This window comes from Pseudomonas sp. SMN11 (assembly GCF_052041945.1).
GTDB lineage: Bacteria > Pseudomonadota > Gammaproteobacteria > Pseudomonadales > Pseudomonadaceae > Aquipseudomonas.
On record NZ_JBKGGW010000001.1, the window covers coordinates 83849 to 100971 of the forward strand.

15 protein-coding genes are annotated in these 17123 nt (G+C 64.0%); 12 read left to right on the plus strand and 3 right to left on the minus strand.

The features are described from left to right. The first annotated feature begins 43 nt into the window (after positions 1-43). The 4 genes from ACLEJU_RS00415 (at position 44) to ACLEJU_RS00430 (ending at position 3809) form a co-directional block, all read left to right on the plus strand. Positions 44-937, plus strand: a complete 894-nt coding sequence (locus ACLEJU_RS00415) for a DMT family transporter (protein WP_435421697.1) — start codon at positions 44-46, stop codon at positions 935-937. 78 nt (positions 938-1015) lie between these two features. Next, a complete protein-coding gene (locus ACLEJU_RS00420) occupies positions 1016-2509 on the plus strand; it encodes a glucosyltransferase domain-containing protein (protein ID WP_435421696.1) in 1494 nt (497 codons plus the stop codon). Then, entirely contained in the window at positions 2506-2874 is a 369-nt protein-coding gene (locus tag ACLEJU_RS00425; protein ID WP_435421695.1) for a GtrA family protein, read from the plus strand. The genes ACLEJU_RS00420 and ACLEJU_RS00425 overlap by 4 nt, the downstream gene beginning before the upstream one ends. Beyond that, a complete protein-coding gene (locus tag ACLEJU_RS00430; RefSeq protein ID WP_435421694.1) occupies positions 2871-3809 on the plus strand; it encodes a glycosyltransferase family 2 protein in 939 nt (312 codons plus the stop codon). Before ACLEJU_RS00425 ends, ACLEJU_RS00430 begins: the two co-directional genes overlap by 4 nt. A 435-nt stretch (positions 3810-4244) precedes the next feature. Here the strand turns inward: ACLEJU_RS00430 and ACLEJU_RS00435 are convergent, their stop codons facing one another. Both ACLEJU_RS00435 and ACLEJU_RS00440 read right to left on the minus strand, forming a co-directional pair. Continuing rightward, the gene (locus ACLEJU_RS00435; RefSeq protein ID WP_435421693.1) at positions 4245-5219 is read right to left on the minus strand and encodes a 2-hydroxyacid dehydrogenase; all 975 of its coding nucleotides are present in this window, start codon (positions 5217-5219) and stop codon (positions 4245-4247) included. Positions 5220-5299: 80 nt separating this feature from the next. Then, the gene (locus ACLEJU_RS00440) at positions 5300-6247 is read right to left on the minus strand and encodes a LysR family transcriptional regulator (protein WP_435421692.1); all 948 of its coding nucleotides are present in this window, start codon (positions 6245-6247) and stop codon (positions 5300-5302) included. A gap of 180 nt (positions 6248-6427) precedes the next feature. Between ACLEJU_RS00440 and ACLEJU_RS00445 the strand changes: the two genes are divergently transcribed. The 4 genes from ACLEJU_RS00445 to ACLEJU_RS00460 are packed head-to-tail and all read left to right on the plus strand — an operon-like array spanning position 6428 to position 11192. Continuing rightward, positions 6428-7957: an efflux transporter outer membrane subunit gene (locus ACLEJU_RS00445; protein WP_435421691.1), complete on the plus strand. Its 1530-nt coding sequence runs from the start codon at positions 6428-6430 to the stop codon at positions 7955-7957. After that, on the plus strand, positions 7954-10131 hold the full coding sequence (locus tag ACLEJU_RS00450) for an FUSC family protein (RefSeq protein WP_435421690.1): 2178 nt from the start codon (positions 7954-7956) through the stop codon (positions 10129-10131). The genes ACLEJU_RS00445 and ACLEJU_RS00450 overlap by 4 nt, the downstream gene beginning before the upstream one ends. Beyond that, positions 10121-10321, plus strand: coding sequence for a DUF1656 domain-containing protein (locus tag ACLEJU_RS00455; protein WP_008097766.1), 201 nt, complete (start codon positions 10121-10123; stop codon positions 10319-10321). The genes ACLEJU_RS00450 and ACLEJU_RS00455 overlap by 11 nt, the downstream gene beginning before the upstream one ends. Positions 10322-10331: 10 nt before the next feature. Beyond that, a complete protein-coding gene (locus tag ACLEJU_RS00460; RefSeq protein ID WP_435421689.1) occupies positions 10332-11192 on the plus strand; it encodes an efflux RND transporter periplasmic adaptor subunit in 861 nt (286 codons plus the stop codon). 105 nt (positions 11193-11297) lie between these two features. On the opposite strand, the gene ACLEJU_RS00465 is transcribed toward ACLEJU_RS00460, so the two are convergent. Then, the gene (locus ACLEJU_RS00465) at positions 11298-11744 is read right to left on the minus strand and encodes a universal stress protein (protein WP_435421688.1); all 447 of its coding nucleotides are present in this window, start codon (positions 11742-11744) and stop codon (positions 11298-11300) included. A gap of 271 nt (positions 11745-12015) precedes the next feature. Here ACLEJU_RS00465 and ACLEJU_RS00470 point away from each other — a divergent pair, with 271 nt between their 5' ends. The 4 genes from ACLEJU_RS00470 (at position 12016) to ACLEJU_RS00485 (ending at position 17116) form a co-directional block, all read left to right on the plus strand. Beyond that, on the plus strand, positions 12016-12924 hold the full coding sequence (locus tag ACLEJU_RS00470; RefSeq protein WP_435421687.1) for a LysR family transcriptional regulator: 909 nt from the start codon (positions 12016-12018) through the stop codon (positions 12922-12924). Positions 12925-13034: 110 nt separating this feature from the next. Continuing rightward, on the plus strand, positions 13035-14576 hold the full coding sequence (locus tag ACLEJU_RS00475) for an MFS transporter (protein WP_435421686.1): 1542 nt from the start codon (positions 13035-13037) through the stop codon (positions 14574-14576). Between the two features lie 27 nt (positions 14577-14603). Next, positions 14604-15665 (plus strand): HlyD family secretion protein, encoded by a 1062-nt coding sequence (locus ACLEJU_RS00480; RefSeq protein ID WP_435421685.1) that lies wholly within the window; start codon positions 14604-14606, stop codon positions 15663-15665. Then, positions 15662-17116, plus strand: coding sequence for an efflux transporter outer membrane subunit (locus ACLEJU_RS00485; RefSeq protein WP_435421684.1), 1455 nt, complete (start codon positions 15662-15664; stop codon positions 17114-17116). The genes ACLEJU_RS00480 and ACLEJU_RS00485 overlap by 4 nt, the downstream gene beginning before the upstream one ends. Positions 17117-17123 lie beyond the last annotated feature (7 nt).

A 17123-nucleotide genomic window follows, 5' to 3' on the forward strand; every position in this document is an offset into this window, starting at 1 on the left:
ACACTGATGGCGTTGAATTTGGAAGGCCCAAGGAACCGCCGCCATGAACCTCTCTTTGTACCTGCTCACCGTCCTGATCTGGGGCACCACCTGGATCGCCCTGAAACTGCAACTGGGCGTCGTCGCCATCCCGGTGTCGATCGTCTACCGCTTCGCCCTGGCCGGCCTGATCCTGTTCGCCATTCTCCTGCTCACCCGCCGCTTGCAGCCGATGAACCAGCGCGGCCACCTGATCTGCCTGGCGCAGGGGTTCTGCCTGTTCTGCGTCAACTTCATGTGCTTCCTCACGGCCAGCCAGTGGATCGCCAGCGGCCTGATCGCCGTGGTGTTCTCCACTGCCACCTTATGGAATGCCCTCAACGCCCGGATCTTCTTCGGCCAGAAGATCGCCAGCAATGTCCTTGGTGGCGGTGCACTGGGCTTGCTCGGCCTGGGCCTGCTGTTCTGGCCAGAGCTTTCGCACCACACGGCCAGCCGCGAAACCCTGTACGGCCTGGGCCTGGCACTGCTCGGCACGCTGTGCTTCTCGGCCGGCAACATGCTCTCCAGCATGCAGCAGAAGGCCGGGCTCAAACCGATGACCACCAATGCCTGGGGCATGGTCTATGGCGCGTCGATGCTGGCCGTGTATTGCCTGGTCAGCGGCATCCCCTTCGCCATGGAATGGAACACCCGCTACATCGGCTCGCTGCTGTACCTGGTCATCCCTGGCTCGGTGATCGGCTTCACCGCCTACCTGACCCTGGTCGGGCGCATGGGGCCGGAGCGGGCGGCCTACTGCACCGTGCTGTTCCCGCTGGTGGCGCTGAACGTGTCGGCGTTTGCCGAAGGCTACCAGTGGACGACACCGGCGCTGCTGGGCCTGGTGGCGGTGATGGCGGGCAATGTGCTGGTGTTCCGCAAGCCTCGGCCCAAACCCGCTACCGCCATGGCTTGAGGCTGGCAAAAAAATGCCGGATAGGGCGTTGGCGGCTGGCTAGACTTTTCTGCGGGAGTCTATATCCGGGGAAAGGAGATGCCGCCACCGCCGTCATGGGACAAGCCACTTACGCCTGTAGAACTGTGGCTGATCTGCTGCGCGGCGTTGCTGCTGCATGTCCTGCCGTTGCTAATGGCCGACATGCCGTTTCTCGACGACTACGCCCGTGAGCATCTGGCGCGCAATGACTGGATGGACGTAGGGCGGCCGTTGATGGTCGCCTTGTACGCCGCACTCAGTTTCGCCCCCGCTGCCGTGAACCTCTATCCGTTACCGCTGCTGCTGGCGGTGCTGGTAACCGGGTACGCGCTGGTGCGTTTGCTGCGTTATTGGTTCGAGACGCCGAGCCTGAGCAGCGTGCTGTTGGTGTTGCCCTTGTGGTTCCAACCGTATTTCCTGCAGAACCTTTCCTACCAGTACGACGGCGCCAGCATGGCGTTGTCCATGGCAGCGGCAGTTTGGGCCATCACACTGGGCACGCAGCACTTGCGAGGCGGGTTGTGCGGAGTGTTGCTGGTGACTGTCGGCGCTGCGCTCTATCAACCCAGCGTCAACGTGTTTGCCGGGCTCTGTGCGCTGGAGGTGATGCGCCGAGTGACCGAGGGTGACCGGGGTGCTGTGGTCTGCCGTCTGGCTGCGGCACGTGCGGGGCAGCTTCTGCTGGGCGTTTTGCTGTATTACGCCAGCAGCGCATGGTTGGTGGCCTCGACGCGCGGCGGCTTGTTGCCGCTGGATGGGCGATGGCTGGCTGAGGTATTGGCACGAATGAGGACCACGACCGAGGTCGTGAGCTTGCTGATCACCCCCGGTAATGCCTGGCTGTTCGCGCTCCTGCTGCTCTGCGCCGCGTTGGCGTTGCTGCGTGAGTCGCAGCGTGTATGGCAACGTTCGGCCACTGCGGGCGAGCGGCTAGGCTTGATGGCGGCCTTGCTGATGCCGGTTGCGCTGACTTTGCTATGTGTGCCTGGCTTTATCTTGATGCTGGCGGAGTTCGAGCAGTCGGTACGGGTGTTGATGGGGCTGGGTGTCCTGCTGATGCTGCTTTATGTCCTGGTTCACCGAGCATTGGCCAGGTGGCCACGCTTGCGTTTGCTGGCGCTGGCCGCGCCCTTGCTGTTCATGCTGTCGTTCTCGTTCGCCTATGGCCGGGTGCTGGTCTTGCAGAAAGCGTTGCATCAGTCCATCGCGCAGATGATGGCCCATGATCTGCTGTCGTTTGGCAAGGCAGAGCATTACTACGTTCTCGGCTACTGGTTGAAGCGTCCATGGATTCCAGCGGCGGCGGGTACCTTGCAGGCCATGCCGGCCATGGCGAAGGTCCACGCCTACAACTACCTGGTGCTACCCGAGATGTTGCCCCGCGTGGGGATCGACGAGCTACACACGTTCTATCAGCCACCACCGCTGGACCGGCAACAGGTATTGGCGGCCAGCCCTACGCCGCAGGTGTCGAACCGCTTCTATGAGATCCACCGGGTCGGCGACGACGCTTACGTGCTGGTCAAACCACCAGAAGGATATGGCCAGTGACCTGGCACCATTTTGCCCGCTACGGCCTGGTCGGCATCGGCAACACGCTGGTGCACTGGCTGGTGTTCTTCGGTCTGCACCTGGCCCTGGGCCTGAAGCAGGCAACGAGCAACCTGCTGGCCTTTGCCTTGGCCGCCACCGTGTCCTACCAGCTCAACGCCCGCTACACCTTCGCGGTCAGGCCGACCGGCAAGCGCTACCTGCTGTTTCTGTTGGGCATGGGCTGCCTCAGTCTGGCATTGGGAGCGCTTTCCGACCTGGCGGGCCTGTCGCCCTGGCTGACCTTGCTGACCTTCTCGGCAACCAGCCTGGTTGCGGGCTACTGCTTTTCGCACACCGTGGTGTTCAAACGGAGGGGCTCATGAACATTACCCTGATCGTGCCGGTGTTCAACGAGCAGGACACCCTGGAGCGCTTTTATGACGCGGTGCGCAGCGAACCGACGCTACAGGACGTGACGGTGGAGATCCTGTTCGTCAACGACGGCAGCAGCGATGCCAGCGAAGACATCTGCGCCGAGTTGGCGGCGCGGGACGAGTGGGTCACGGTGGTCAACTTTTCGCGCAATTTCGGCAAGGAGTCGGCGCTGTTCGCCGGCCTCGAATATGCCGAAGGCGATGCCGTGGTACCGATCGATGTCGATCTTCAGGACCCGGTCGACGTGATCGCGCAGATGATCGCGCTGTGGCGGGATGGCGCTGACGTGGTACTGGCCAAGCGCCGTAGCCGAGCCGCCGATACGCCCCTCAAGCGCTGGAGCGCGCGTTTCTACTACCGCCTGCACAATCGCATCGCCTCGACCCATATCGAAGAAAACGTCGGCGATTTCCGCCTGCTCGACCGCAAGGTGGTGGCTGCGATCCGCCAGTTGCCGGAGCAGCAACTGTTCATGAAGGGCGTGCTGTCGTGGGTGGGGTTTCGCACCGCAATCGTCGAATACGACCGGCCGGAGCGAGCGGCTGGCAACAGCAAGTTCAGCTTCTGGCGTTTGTGGAACCTGGCACTGGACGGCATCACCTCGTTCAGCACCGTGCCGCTGCGGCTGTGGAGCTACGTGGGCGCAGGGGTGTCGTTGTTCGCCTTTGCCTTTGCGGTGTACATGCTGATCGACAAGATGCTGCACGGCAATGATGTGCCGGGCTATCCCTCGATGATGACGGCGATCCTGTTCCTGGGTGGGGTGCAGTTGATCGGCATCGGGATATTGGGGGAGTACGTCGGGCGGGTTTACCAGGAGACCAAGCATCGGCCCCGCTATGTGGTGCGCAAGGTATTGGGGCGGCGCAGGCAGCTCATGTAATACTGCATGCGCGATGAACTGGATAAGGTCATTTCAAACGCGACGTGAGGCGGAGCATAAAAGAGCACTTACCCCGCCTAGTGCCTCCGCCACATTATTCAAAATCGGTTTGCTGGTTGGTTTTCGATTGTTGAAGATCGAGGCTTGCAGGCCTGGATAGTGGTGTTAGAGCGTTTTTTTGCAAGCAATTCGAGTGGTAGCTGATATCTTTCACCACCATTTCTTCTTCTGCTTTGATTTCCTTGTTACAGACTGGGCAAATGTTCATGATGAGACACCTCATTGATACGAGTGTTCATGAAGCGCTTTCCAGTGGTCTGCTACAACTGTCAATAATGACAGTCTAAGAAACAGTCTTCATATATCAAAGTTTGTCATTGGGATCTCTGTGGAGGCATGCCCTCTCACAGAGATCAGATTATTCAGCTGAAACTGTCAGCCCTTCCATACCTGCGGATTCACCAGATCCCGCGGCCGCTCACCGAGCAACGCTGCCCGCAGGTTCTCCATCGCCCGGTTGGCCATGGCCTGACGGGTTTCGGCAGTCGCCGAACCAATGTGCGGCAAGGTCAGCGCATTGGGCAGCTGGAACAGCGGCGACTCGCTCAGCGGCTCCTTCTCGTACACATCCAGGCCGGCGCCGCGAATAGTGCCATTCTGCAGCGCCTCGATCAGCGCCGCTTCGTCGACCACCGGGCCCCGGGCGATGTTGATCAGGAACGCGCTCGGTTTCATCAACTTCAGTTCACGGGCGCCGATCAGCTTGCGCGTGGCGTCGGACAGCGGCACCACCAGGCAGACGAAGTCGGCCTCGGCCAGCAGTTGCTCGAGGCTGCGATACTGGGCGCCCAGTTCCTGTTCCAGTGCAGCCTTGCGGCTGTTGCCGGCATACAGGATCGACATGTTGAAGCCGAAGCGGCCACGGCGGGCGATGGCGGCGCCGATATTGCCCAGGCCGACGATGCCCAGCGTCTTGCCATGCACATCGCTGCCGAAGTGTGACGGAGCGACCGTGGCCTGCCAGTTGCCGGCCTTGGTCCAGGCGTCGAGCTCGGCGGTACGGCGGGCACAACCCATGATCAACGAGAAACCCAGGTCGGCGGTGCTTTCGGTGAGCACGTCAGGGGTGTTGGTCAGGGCGATGCCGCGCTCGTTGAAGTAGTCGACGTCGTAGTTGTCGAAGCCTACCGAGACGCTGGACACCACTTCGAGCTTGCCCGCGCCTTCCAGCTGCGCGCGGCCGAGCTTGCGGCCGGCGCCGATCAGGCCGTGGGCTTCGGGCAGGGCTTCATTGAACTGGGCACTGATATCGCCGAGCTTGGGGTTCGGAACGATCACGTTGAAGTCTTGCTGCAGGCGCTCGGCCATGGCCGGGGTGATGCGGCTGAAGGCCAGGACGGTCTTTTTCATCGGGCAACTTCTCAGGGCGGTGGCTGGGGTTGATTGGTTAGCAACCTACCATTGTCCACCGCCGTGGTGCAGCAGCTTTTTCAGTTGGCGATCAGCAATTCATGGGTTTTCAGGTCGGCTTCATGGGCCGCCAGAATTTCCGGCAGCGAGTTGCGCAGGTACTCGACCCAGGTCTTGATCTTGGCATCCAGGTACTGGCGCGAAGGGTAGATGGCATACAGGTTCAGCTCCTGCAACCGGTATTCCGGCATCACCCGGACCAGGCTTCCGTCACGCAAGCCATCGATCACCGAGTAGATCGGCAACACACCCATGCCCATGCCGCTGCGGATTGCGGTTTTCATCGCATCCGCCGAGTTGACCTGGAATGGCGAGCTGGTGATGTTTACCAGTTCTTGGCCTTCCGGGCCGTCGAACAGCCATTTTTCCAGCGGGATCACCGGGCTGACCATGCGCAGGCAGGCATGCTGCAGCAGGTCGACCGGCTTGTGCGCAAAACCGTGCTTGGCCACGTACTCGGGCGAGGCGCAGACAATGCTGTAGGTGATGCCCAGGCGCTGCGAGACGAAGCCGGAGTCCGGCAGCTCGGTAGCCAGCACGATGGACACGTCGTAACCCTCGTCGAGCAGGTCGGGCACGCGGTTGGCCATGGTCAGGTCGAAGGTCACGTCCGGGTGCGACTCGCGGTAACGGGCGATGGCATCGACCACAAAGTGCTGACCGACGCCGGTCATCGAATGCACCTTCAGCTGACCGGCGGGCCGGGCATGGGCATCGCTGGCTTCGGCCTCGGCTTCTTCGACGTAGGTGAGGATCTGTTCACAGCGCATCAGGTAACGCTTGCCGGCCTCGGTCAGGGCGATGCGCCGGGTGGTGCGGTTGAGCAGCCGGGTTTGCAGATGGGCTTCCAGGTTGGAGACCGCCCGCGACACGTTCGCGGTGGTCGTATCCAGTTGCGCCGCGGCAGCGGTAAAACTGCCTAGCTGGGCTACGCAACTGAAAGCACGCATGTTTTGCAGGGTGTCCATGGGTCACTCTCAAGGTAGAGGACAAAATTGTGTCACGAAGTAACGCAAATGTGCGTTCGACCAAAGCCGGATTATCGCTGTTTCGGTAACAAAGATTCGCAGGAATATACGCTTATCGCCAGTGCAGCGGCCCCCTAGAATTGCCCGGCCCCTCCACCTCTTCCTCGGGAAATCGCAGCTGTGCCGCGTCGCATCATCAGAACGCTTCAAGTGTTCAGTGCCTGTGCCCTTAGTCTCACCTTGAGCGGCTGTATCGGAACCTGGGGTATCGCCCCGCAAAGCAAGACCCTGCAAGCCAATACCTTGAGCACCGACGCGGCCATTCGCGAAGCGGCCAGCGACGCGCACTGGCCTGGCCAGCGCTGGTGGCAGGCCTATGGCGACCCACAACTCGACCGCTGGATCGACCTGGCCGTGGCCGGTAGCCCGAGCCTGGCCATGGCGGCGGCGCGCGTGCGTGAAGCCAAGGCCATGGCCGGCGTGGTCGAGTCGGCGGAAAAGCTCCAGGTCAACGGTAACGCCACGCTCAAGCGGCACAACTGGCCCGAGGATCAGTTCTACGGCCCAGGCGCGCTATCGGGCGCCAACACCTGGGACAACAACGCCGCCTTCGGCTTCAGCTACGCGCTGGACCTGTGGGGCCGCGAACGCAACGCCAGTGAGCAAGCCGTGGACCAGGCGCACATGAGCGTGGCCGAGGCCCGCCAGGCGCAGCTGGAACTGCAGAACAACGTAGTGCGTGCCTACATCCAGCTGAGCCTGCATTTTGCCCAGCGCGACATCGTCAAGGCCGAGCTCGAACAGCAGGAGCAGATCCTGGCCCTGGCCAAGCGCCGCCTGGATGGCGGCATCGGCACCCATTTCGAGGTCAGCCAGGCCGAGGCACCGCTGCCCGAAACCCATCGCCAGCTCGACAGCCTCGACGAAGAAATCGCCCTGACCCGCAACCAGCTGGCGGCGCTGGCGGGCAAAGGCCCAGGGGAGGGCGCGCAGTTGCAACGGCCGACCCTGGCCCTCGCGGCCCCTTTGAAACTGCCTTCGAACCTGCCTGCCGAACTGGTCGGCCAGCGCCCGGACGTGGTCGCCAGCCGCTGGCAGGTCGCCGCCCAGGCTCGTGGCATCGATGTCGCCCATGCCGGTTTCTTCCCCAACGTCGACCTGGTCGGCAGCCTCGGCTTCATGGCTACCGGCGGTGGCCCGCTGGAGTTCCTGACCGGGCGCAAGTTCAACTACAACGTCGGCCCGGCGATCAGCCTGCCGATCTTCGACGGCGGCCGCCTGCGCTCGCAACTGGGCGTTGCCTCGGCGGGTTATGATGTGGCCGTGGCGCACTACAACCAGACCGTGGTCGGTGCGCTGAAGAACATTTCCGACCAGCTGATCCGCCGTGAATCGATGAAGGAGCAGTCGCACTTCGCCGCCGAGTCGGTGGCCGCTGCGCAGAAGACCTACGACATCGCCACGGTGGCCTTCCAGCGCGGCCTGACCGACTACCTCAACGTGCTCAATGCGCAGACCTTGCTGTTCCGCCAACAGCAGGTGCAGCAGCAGGTGCAGGCGGCACGCCTGATCGCCCATGCCGAGCTGGTCACCGCCCTGGGTGGCGGCCTGCGGGCTGGCCAGGATGTGCCGAAGGAAGAACGCCAGGCCGCGCCGAAAACCCCGGCCACCCTGGCCATTTTCGACAAGAAGCCGGATGACGCCGAATGAGCACTTCCAGTTTGCCCGTGCGCTGGCTGCAGAGCCTGGAATGGCGCCGGGGCTTCTTCGCCTGGGCGCGCACCGACGGCGTCACCTGGGTGTACATCTTCAAGGTGCTGGCGGCCGCGTTCATCACCCTGTGGCTGGCCATGCGCCTGGAATTGCCGCAACCGCGCACGGCGATGATCACCGTCTTCATCGTCATGCAGCCGCAGAGCGGCCATGTGTTCGCCAAAAGCTTCTACCGGGTGCTCGGCACCCTGGCCGGCTCGGCGATGATGGTCGCGCTGATTGCCATCTTCCCGCAGAACACCGAACTGTTCCTGCCCAGCCTGGCGGTGTGGGTTGGCCTGTGCTCGGCCGGCGCCATGCGCTACCGCACCTTCCGCGCCTATGGCTTCGTCCTCGCCGGCTACACCGCGGCGATGATCGGCCTGCCCGTGCTGCAGCACCCGGACCAGGCGTTCATGGCGGCCGTGTGGCGGGTGCTGGAGATCGCCCTGGGCATTCTGGTGTCGACCTTCGTCAGCGCCGCGATCCTGCCGCAGTCGGCCAGTGCCGCCATGCGCAACGCCCTGTACCAGCGCTTCGGCGTATTTGCCGGGGTGGTGGTGGAGGCCTTGCGCGGCGATAGCCAGCGCGACCGCTTCGAGACCAGCAACGTGCGCTTCGTCGCCGAGGCGGTGGGGCTGGAGAGCCTGCGCAACGTCACCGCCTTCGAAGACCCGCACATGCGCCGCCGCTCTGGCCGCCTGGTGCGCATGAACAGCGAGTTCATGGCCATCACCACGCGCTTCAACGCCCTGCACCGCCTGCTGGAGCGCCTGCGCGCCCGGGGCCCGCTGCAGATCGTCGGCGCCATCGAGCCCGGCCTGAACACCTTGGTGGAGCTGCTGCAGCCCTATGTCGGCCGGGCCCTGACCGACGCCGATGCACTGCGCCTGACCCTGGAGCTGGCGGCCTACAAGGAAGGCCTACAGGCGCAGGTGCGTGGCTTGCGCGCCGACTATGTGGCAACCCAGCCCAGCGAATCCGACCTGCTCGATTTCCACACCGCGTTCGAGCTGCTCTACCGCTTCGTCGACGAGATGTACAGCTACGCCGAAACCCACGCCTCGCTGGCCGCGCACAAGCACGAGCGCGAGCAGTGGGACGAGCCCTACGTGGCGCAGACCAGCTGGCTGGTGTCGCTGGCCGCCGGGGTGCGCGCATCGGCGGTGCTGTTGCTGCTGGGCAGCTACTGGCTGATGAGCGACTGGCCCAGCGGCGCCATGATGACCCTGATCGCCACCGTCACCGTGGGCCTCTCGGCCGCTTCGCCAAACCCCAAGCGCATGTCGTTCCAGATGGCCTGTGGTACGGCGATCGGGGCTTTCGTCGGCTTCTTCGAAACCTTCTTCGTGTTCCCCTGGATCGACGGCTTCCCGCTGCTGTGCATGGTCCTGGCGCCGGTGTTCGTGCTCGGTGCGTTCCTCTCGTCGCGGCCGGCGTACGCCGGTTACGGCATTGGCCTGCTGGTGTTCTTCGCCATCGGCTCGGTGCCCAACAACCTGACCGTCTACGACCCGTACAGCTTCATCAACGACTACATCGGCATGGTCATCGGCATGTTCGTCTGCGCCGCAGCGGGGGCGATCATCCTGCCGCCGAACAGCCGCTGGCTGTGGAGCCGCCTGGAGCAGGAGCTGCGCGGGCAGGTGCTGTTTGCCATCAGCGGGCGCCTGCGCGGCCTCGGCTCGGCCTTCGAAAGCCGCACCCGCGACCTGTTGCACCAGGCCTATGGCCTGGCTGCCGGCAAGCCGCAGGTACAGAGCCAGCTGATGGGCTGGATGTTCACTGTGCTGGAGATCGGCCACGCCATCATCGAACTGCGCAAGGAGCAGGCCCGTGCGCCGATCCACCCGGCCTACGCCGAGTCGCAGCCGTGGCGCCAGGCCATTCGAGTCATGGGCCGCGCGCTGGCCCGCCTTTTCCTGCAGCCCAGCGCCAGCAACCACGAACGTGCCCTGGTCGCGGTGGACCACGCCATCGCTCGCGTGCAGGCCACCGACGAACCCTTCGCCCGGCACTTCGACACTTCGGTGCTGCGCCGTGCACAGAGCTACTTGCACTTCATCCGTTCTTCACTGCTGGACCCACAGTCGCCCCTGGCACCGGCGAAAGGACTGAATCATGCCCCGTGAAATCGCCTTCCATGGCGTATACATGCCCACCATGACCCTGATGTTCCTGTTCGCCCTGGGCTTGGCCTGGGGCCTGGACCGGTTCATCGCCAGCCATGATGGTTACCGCTTCTTCTGGCACCCGGCGCTGCTGCGCCTGAGCCTGTTCGTCTGCCTGTTCGGCGCCCTGGCGCTGTCGCTCTACTGGTGAGAATCCTTCGATGAAAAAGTTCTTCAGCCTGATCGCCACCCTGCTGGTGCTGACCGCTGCCGTGGTGATCGGTCGCCAGTTGTGGTTGCACTACATGACCACGCCGTGGACCCGCGATGGCCGCGTGCGTGCCGACATCATCAACGTCGCCGCCGATGTGCCCGGTTATGTGGTGGACGTGCCAGTCAAGGACAACCAGCGGGTGAAGAAGGGCGACCTGCTGATCCAGATCGACCCTGAGCATTACCAGTTGGCGGTCGATCAGGCCAAGGCCCTGGTCGCTTCGCGCAAGGCCACCTGGGAAATGCGCAAGGTCAACGCCAAGCGCCGTGCCGACATGGACAACCTGGTGATCTCCAAGGAAAACCGCGACGACGCCAGCAACATCGCCAACTCCGCCCTGGCCGACTACCAGCAGGCCCAGGCTGAACTGGCGGCGGCCGAGCTGAACCTCAAGCGCACCCATATCGTCGCCACGGTGGACGGTTACGTGACCAACCTGAACATCCACAAAGGTGACTATGCGCGTACCGGCGAAGCGGTGATGGCGGTGGTCGACGAGAACTCGTTCTGGGTGTACGGCTTCTTCGAGGAGACCAAGTTGCCGCATGTGAAGGTCGGTGACCAGGCCGAGCTGCAGATGATGAGCGGCGAGCGTATCAAGGGGCACGTGGAGAGTATCGCCCGCGGCATCTACGACCGCGACAACCCACAGAGCCGCGAGCTGATCGCCGATGTGAACCCGACCTTTAACTGGGTGCGCCTGGCGCAGCGGGTGCCAGTGCGGATTCACATCGATGAAGTGCCGGATGGGTTCCTGCTGGCGGCGGGGACGACCTGCACGGTGGTGGTGAAGCCGAGCCAGGAGTGAATGCTGCTATTCGGGCCTGACATTTGCAGGTCCGGATTCCCGCAGCAATTGATCCCAATCGCATTGTCTGGTCAATGCAATCGCATTACTTGACTGATCAGCGGTTCAAGCGGCCCCTACCAACACCGGCACCTCAACCCGATCAATCACCTTCGCGCTGATCGACGGGTCCAGCAATCGCCCCAACCGCGACAGGTGGCGGTGACCCATGATGATCAGCTCGCAACTGAGTTCTTGTGCCTTGGTGACAATCGCCTCGACCGGCTGCCCGGCGACCATGCAGCCCTGGCTGCTGAAGCCGGCCTGTTGCAGTAAGTGGACGGCTTCACCCACCGCGCGATTACCCAGGCGTTGCTCCTCGCAGGCGGCGGGATATTCCTCCAGTTCCTCGGCGGTGTAGGGCGCGGGCTTGTCGTGCACGGCGAAGGTGGAGTCGATGGCCAGCAGCACGTGCAGTTCGTGTTCATCGGGGCGGCAGTAGCGGCGGGCGAGGGTGAGCAGGGCAGTGGAGGCGGGTGAGGCATCAATGGCGATCAGGACGGGGCTGGGCATGCGGGATCCTTCTTGGAGCTGGTAGATGTTTCAGCAGGTCCGGCCTCTTCGCGGGTAAACCCGCTCCCACAGATACACCACAGGATTCGAATCCAGTGCAGTCCCTGTGGGAGCGGGTTTACCCGCGAAAAGCACGAGCCTGCCAATACTTCATTTATGGCCGAACACGGTCAGTGAATAAATGCTCCGCCACGCACGAGCGCATTGCGTCTGGTGCAATCCACCAACCTGCTACCATCGCCTTTCCCCACAGCTGTAACGGAAAACGGCCATGCAACTCCCGGACATGAACCTGCTCGTCGCCCTCGATGCCCTGCTCGATGAGGGCAGCGTGGTCGGCGCCGCGCAGCGCATGAACCTGAGCCCGGCGGCGATGAGCCGCACGCTGGGGCGTATCCGCGATGCCTTGGGCGACCCGATCCTGGTACGTGCCGGCCGTGGCCTGGTGCCGACGCCGCGGGCATTGGCCCTGCGCGAGCAGGTGGCGGCGCTGGTGGAGCAGGCCGGCGAGGTGTTCCGCAGTGCCGATGAAGTCGACCTGCCCAAGCTCGATCGCGCCTTCAACATTCGCACCAATGACCTGTTCATCGCCTTGTATGGTGCCCAGCTGCTGCGGCGCATGCATGAACAGGCGCCGCGCACGGTGCTGCGCTTCGTGCCGGAAAGCCCCGGTGGCGATGATGACAGCGTGCTGCGCGATGGGCGTACCGACCTGATCATCAGCTCGACCGTCGACCTGGGCCCGGAGATCAAGGTGCAGAGCTTGTTCCAGACTTACTATGTCGGCTTGGCCCGACGTGACCATCCGATCTTCGACCAACCAATCACGCCGACCAGCTTCGCCAGTTATCCACAGATCAGCGTGTCCCGTCGTGGCCGGGCCAACGGGCCGATCGATGTCGAACTGGCCAACTTCAAGGTACAGCGGCGGGTGGCGCTGATTACCCCGAGTTTCCATTCGGCATTGTTCTCGCTACCGGATTCGGACCTGATCCTGCCCATGCCAGCCAACATCCTCAACAGCGTACACAAGCTCGGGCTGCCGTTGCGTTCGTTCGAGATCCCGGTGCCGCTGGAGCGGGTGACCGTGCTGCAGGCATGGCACCCGCGCTTCCACAATGACCCGGCACATCGCTGGCTGCGGCAGACCTTGAAGGCCTGCTGCAGCGTCGACCCTTGAGCCGGATTGCGCCTGGCGCAACTTAAACCTGCCAAGAAGTCAGTTTTCGTCAGCATTCGACCTTCTTAGACTGGCTCCAGTCGCAAATTTGTTGCTGGAGATGTCTGCCCATGAGTTCCCTGTCCGCCCCTTCTGCCGCGATTGCCGCCGCCCCCGCGCCGGCCGCGCCTGCGCAGACGGCGTTCGGCCTGCGGGTGGTGGTCGGGCTGTTCGGTGTGTTGCTCGCCGTACTGTGTGCTGGCCTCAACGAGTCGGTCACCAAGATTTCCCTCGCTGACATTCGCGGCGCCATGGGCATTGGCGCCGACGAAGGCGCTTGGCTGCTGGCGGTGTACAGTGCCGCGTCGGTGTCGGCGATGGCCTTCGCACCTTGGCTGGCTACCACCTTTTCCCTGCGCCGCTTCACCATGAGTGCGGTCGGCCTGTTCGCCGTGCTCGGGTTGCTGCAACCGTTCGCCCCCAACCTGCACAGCCTGATGCTGCTGCGCGTGCTTCAGGGCTTCGCCTCGGGCGCCTTGCCGCCGATGCTGATGAGCGTGGCGCTACGTTTTTTGCCACCTGGCATCAAGGTCTATGGCCTGGCCTGCTACGCCCTGACCGCCACCTTCGGGCCCAACCTCGGCACGCCGCTGGCTGGCCTGTGGACCGAGTACGTCGGCTGGCAGTGGGCGTTCTGGCAGATCATCCTGCCCTCGGCACTGGCCATGTTCTGCGTCGGCTGGGGTCTGCCGCAGGACCCGCTGCGCCTGGAGCGTTTCAAGCAGTTCGACTGGCGCGGCGTGTTGCTCGGCCTGCCGGCCATCAGTTGCATCGTCCTCGGCCTGTCGCTGGGCGACCGCTGGGGCTGGTTCAATTCGCCGCTGATCTGCTGGTTGCTCGGCGGTGGCGTGCTGCTGCTGGTGCTGTTCATGTACAACGAATGGTCCGAGCCGCTGCCGTTCTTCCAGCTGCGCATGCTGCAGCGGCGCAACCTCAGCTTCGCCCTGGTGACCCTGGCCGGGGTGCTGATCGTGTTGTCCGGCGTGGGCAGCATTCCATCGGCGTACCTGGCTCAGATCCAGGGCTACCGCCCGGCGCAGACCAGCCCGCTGATGATGCTGGTGGCCATGCCGCAGCTGATCGCGCTGCCGCTGACTGCGGCGCTGTGCAACATCCGTGCGGTGGACTGCCGCTGGGTGCTGGCCATCGGCTTGGCCATGCTGGCGGTGTCGTGCGTGGGTAGCAGCTTGCTGACCAGCGAGTGGATCCGTGGCGATTTCTACCCGTTCTACCTGCTGCAGGTATTTGGCCAGCCAATGGCTGTGTTGCCGCTGCTGATGCTCTCCACCAACGGCATGAGCCCGCAGGAAGGGCCGTTCGCCTCCAGCTGGTTCAACACCGTCAAAGGCTTGGCCGCCGTGATTGCCGGTGGCCTGCTGGATGCCTTGGGCACCCTGCGCCGGCACTTTCATTCCAACCACCTGGTGGACAGCCTGGGCAATGCCCCGCTGATCGACGACAACGCCGCCGGCCTTGCCAGGCGCATTCATGACCAAGCGCTGGTGCTGACTTCGGCCGACCTGTACCTGGTCATGGCCTGCATTGCCGTGGCGTTGATCTGCCTGATTCCTTTCGTGCCTACCCGGGTCTATCCGCCGCGCGCGGTGGCCTGAACCCTGGATGAATTCGAGACACTGAACATGACCAACAACCGCAAGACCCTTCTCATCGGCTCGGTGCTCGCCGTGGCCGTGCTGGCTGGCATCGTCGGCCCCTGGATGTTCGGCAGCGACCACCGGCAGCGTACTAATGATGCCTACGTGATCGCCGATTACACCGTGGTCGCCCCCAAGGTTGCTGGCTTCATCAAGGAAGTGCTGGTCGAAGACAACCAGCAGGTGCAGGCCGGCCAGTTGCTGGCGACCATCGATGCCCGCGATTACCAGGCTGCGCTGGATGCCGCCCAGGCACAACTGCTGGTGGCCAAGGCGCAGAGCGCCGATGCCCGCGCCACCCTGGAGCGCCAGGCTGCACTGATTGCCCAGGCTCAGGCGGCGGTGACGGCGGCCCAGGCTGAAGCTGCGTTTGCCGACCATGAGGTCAACCGCTACAGCCGCCTGGCCGAGCAGGGCGCCGGCACCGTGCAGAACGCTCAGCAGGCACGCAGCCGGGTCGATCAGGCCCGTGCCCGGCTAGCCAACGCCCAAGCGGCGCTGGTGGCGACACGCAAGCAGGTGGACATCCTCACGGCCCAGGTGGCCAGTGCCGACGGCCAGTTGAAGCGGGCCGAAGCCGGCCTGGAGAAGGCCCAGCTGGACCTGTCCTACACCCGCATCACCGCGCCGGTCGACGGCATGGTCGGCGAGCGCGCGCTGCGCGTTGGCGCTTTCGTCAACCCGGGTGCGCGCCTGCTGTCGGTGGTGCCGCTGCAGCATGCCTACGTGGTTGGCAACTTCCAGGAAACCCAGCTGACCCATGTGCAGCCAGGCCAGCCGGTCAGCATCAGCGTCGACACTTTCTCCGGTGAAACCCTCAAGGGCCATGTCGAAAGTATCGCCCCGGCGACCGGGGTGACCTTCGCTGCGGTGAAGCCGGACAACGCCACCGGCAACTTCACCAAGGTGGTGCAACGCATTCCGGTGAAGATCGTCTTCGATGACGGCCAGCCACTGCTCGAGCGCCTGCGTGTGGGCATGTCGGTAGAAGCGACCATCGACACCCACGGCGACCAGCTGGCGGGCAAAGAGGTGAGTGCCCGATGAAGCCTGCCGTACGCTTGAGCCCGCTGTTGCTGGCCGTGCTGATGGCCGGCTGCACGCTCGGGCCGGACTTCCAGCGTCCGGAGAGCAAGGCGCCACAGCAATGGGCGGCGCTGCAAGGCGAGGCGGCTGCCAGCCAGCCACAAGCCGAACCGCTGGAACTGCGCTGGTGGGAAACCTTTCATGATGCCCGCCTGAGCGCAATGATCCAGCGCGTGGCCGACAACAACCTCGACCTGCAGATGGCCAGTGCCCGCCTGCTGCAAAGCCGTGCCCTGCGCAGCACGGTGGCAGCCGATGAATCACCGTCGGTGGACGTCAACGCTGGCTACAGCCGCGCTCGCAACAGTGCCGTAGGCCTGAGCGATCCCTCCGGCAAGGCGGGCAAAGAGGCCTTCAACCTTTGGCAGGGCGATTTGGTGGCGGGTTGGGAGCTGGATTTGTGGGGCCGCGTGCGTCGCCAGGTGGAGGCGGCCGATGCCACGGTCGAAGTGGCCGAGAACGACCGCCGCGGCGTGCTGCTGGCGCTGCTCTCGGAAACCGCTGGCAACTACATTCAGCTGCGTGCCGTGCAGCACACCCTGGACGTGACTCGCGACAACCTCAAGGTCGCCGAGCACAGCCTGAAGCTTTCCCAGGATCGCCAGGCCGAAGGTGTCGCCACCCGTCTCGACGTGGCCCAGGCCAGCGCCCAGGTGGCGTCCATCGAGGCGCGCTTGCCAAGCCTTGAAGCCCGGCGCGACGACCTGATCAACGCCCTCAGCCTGCTTGCCGCCGAACCGCCGCGCAGCTTGCAGGCCGAGTTGCTGCAGGGTGGTGAGCTGCCGGCGCCGCAGCAGAAGTTCGCTATCGGCTTGCCGTCCGAGCTGGCCGAGCGGCGCCCGGACATTCGCCAGGCCGAAGCGCGCCTGCATGCCGCCACCGCGAGTATTGGTGTCGCCAAGGCTGACTTCTATCCAAGCATCCGCCTGTCAGGCAACGTCGGCTTCCAGGCCATGCAACTGGCCGATTTCGGCGGCTGGGATTCGCATCGCTTTGCATTCGGCCCGCAGCTGTCGCTGCCGATTTTCGAGGGCGGCCGGCTCAAGGGCACCTTGGAGCTGCGCGAGGCGCAGCAGCAGGAGGCAGCGCTGAACTACCGCAAGGTGGTGCTCGGCGCCTGGCACGAAATCGACGATGTGCTACGCCTTTACAACGCCAGCCAGTTGCGTCGCGACCACTTGGCCGAAGCGGTGCGACAGAACCGCATCGCCCTGGAAACCGCCCAGCGCCAGTATGTGGAAGGGGCGGTGGATTTTCTCAACGTGCTGACCGTGCAGGGTGCCTTGCTGGCCAGCGAAGAGCAGTGGATCGACAGTTCTGCCGCGGTGTCGCAGGCGCTGGTGGGGCTGTACAAGGCCTTGGGCGGTGGCTGGCAGGCATTCGATGAGCAGCCACAGCATTCTCACAGCTAGAGAGGGA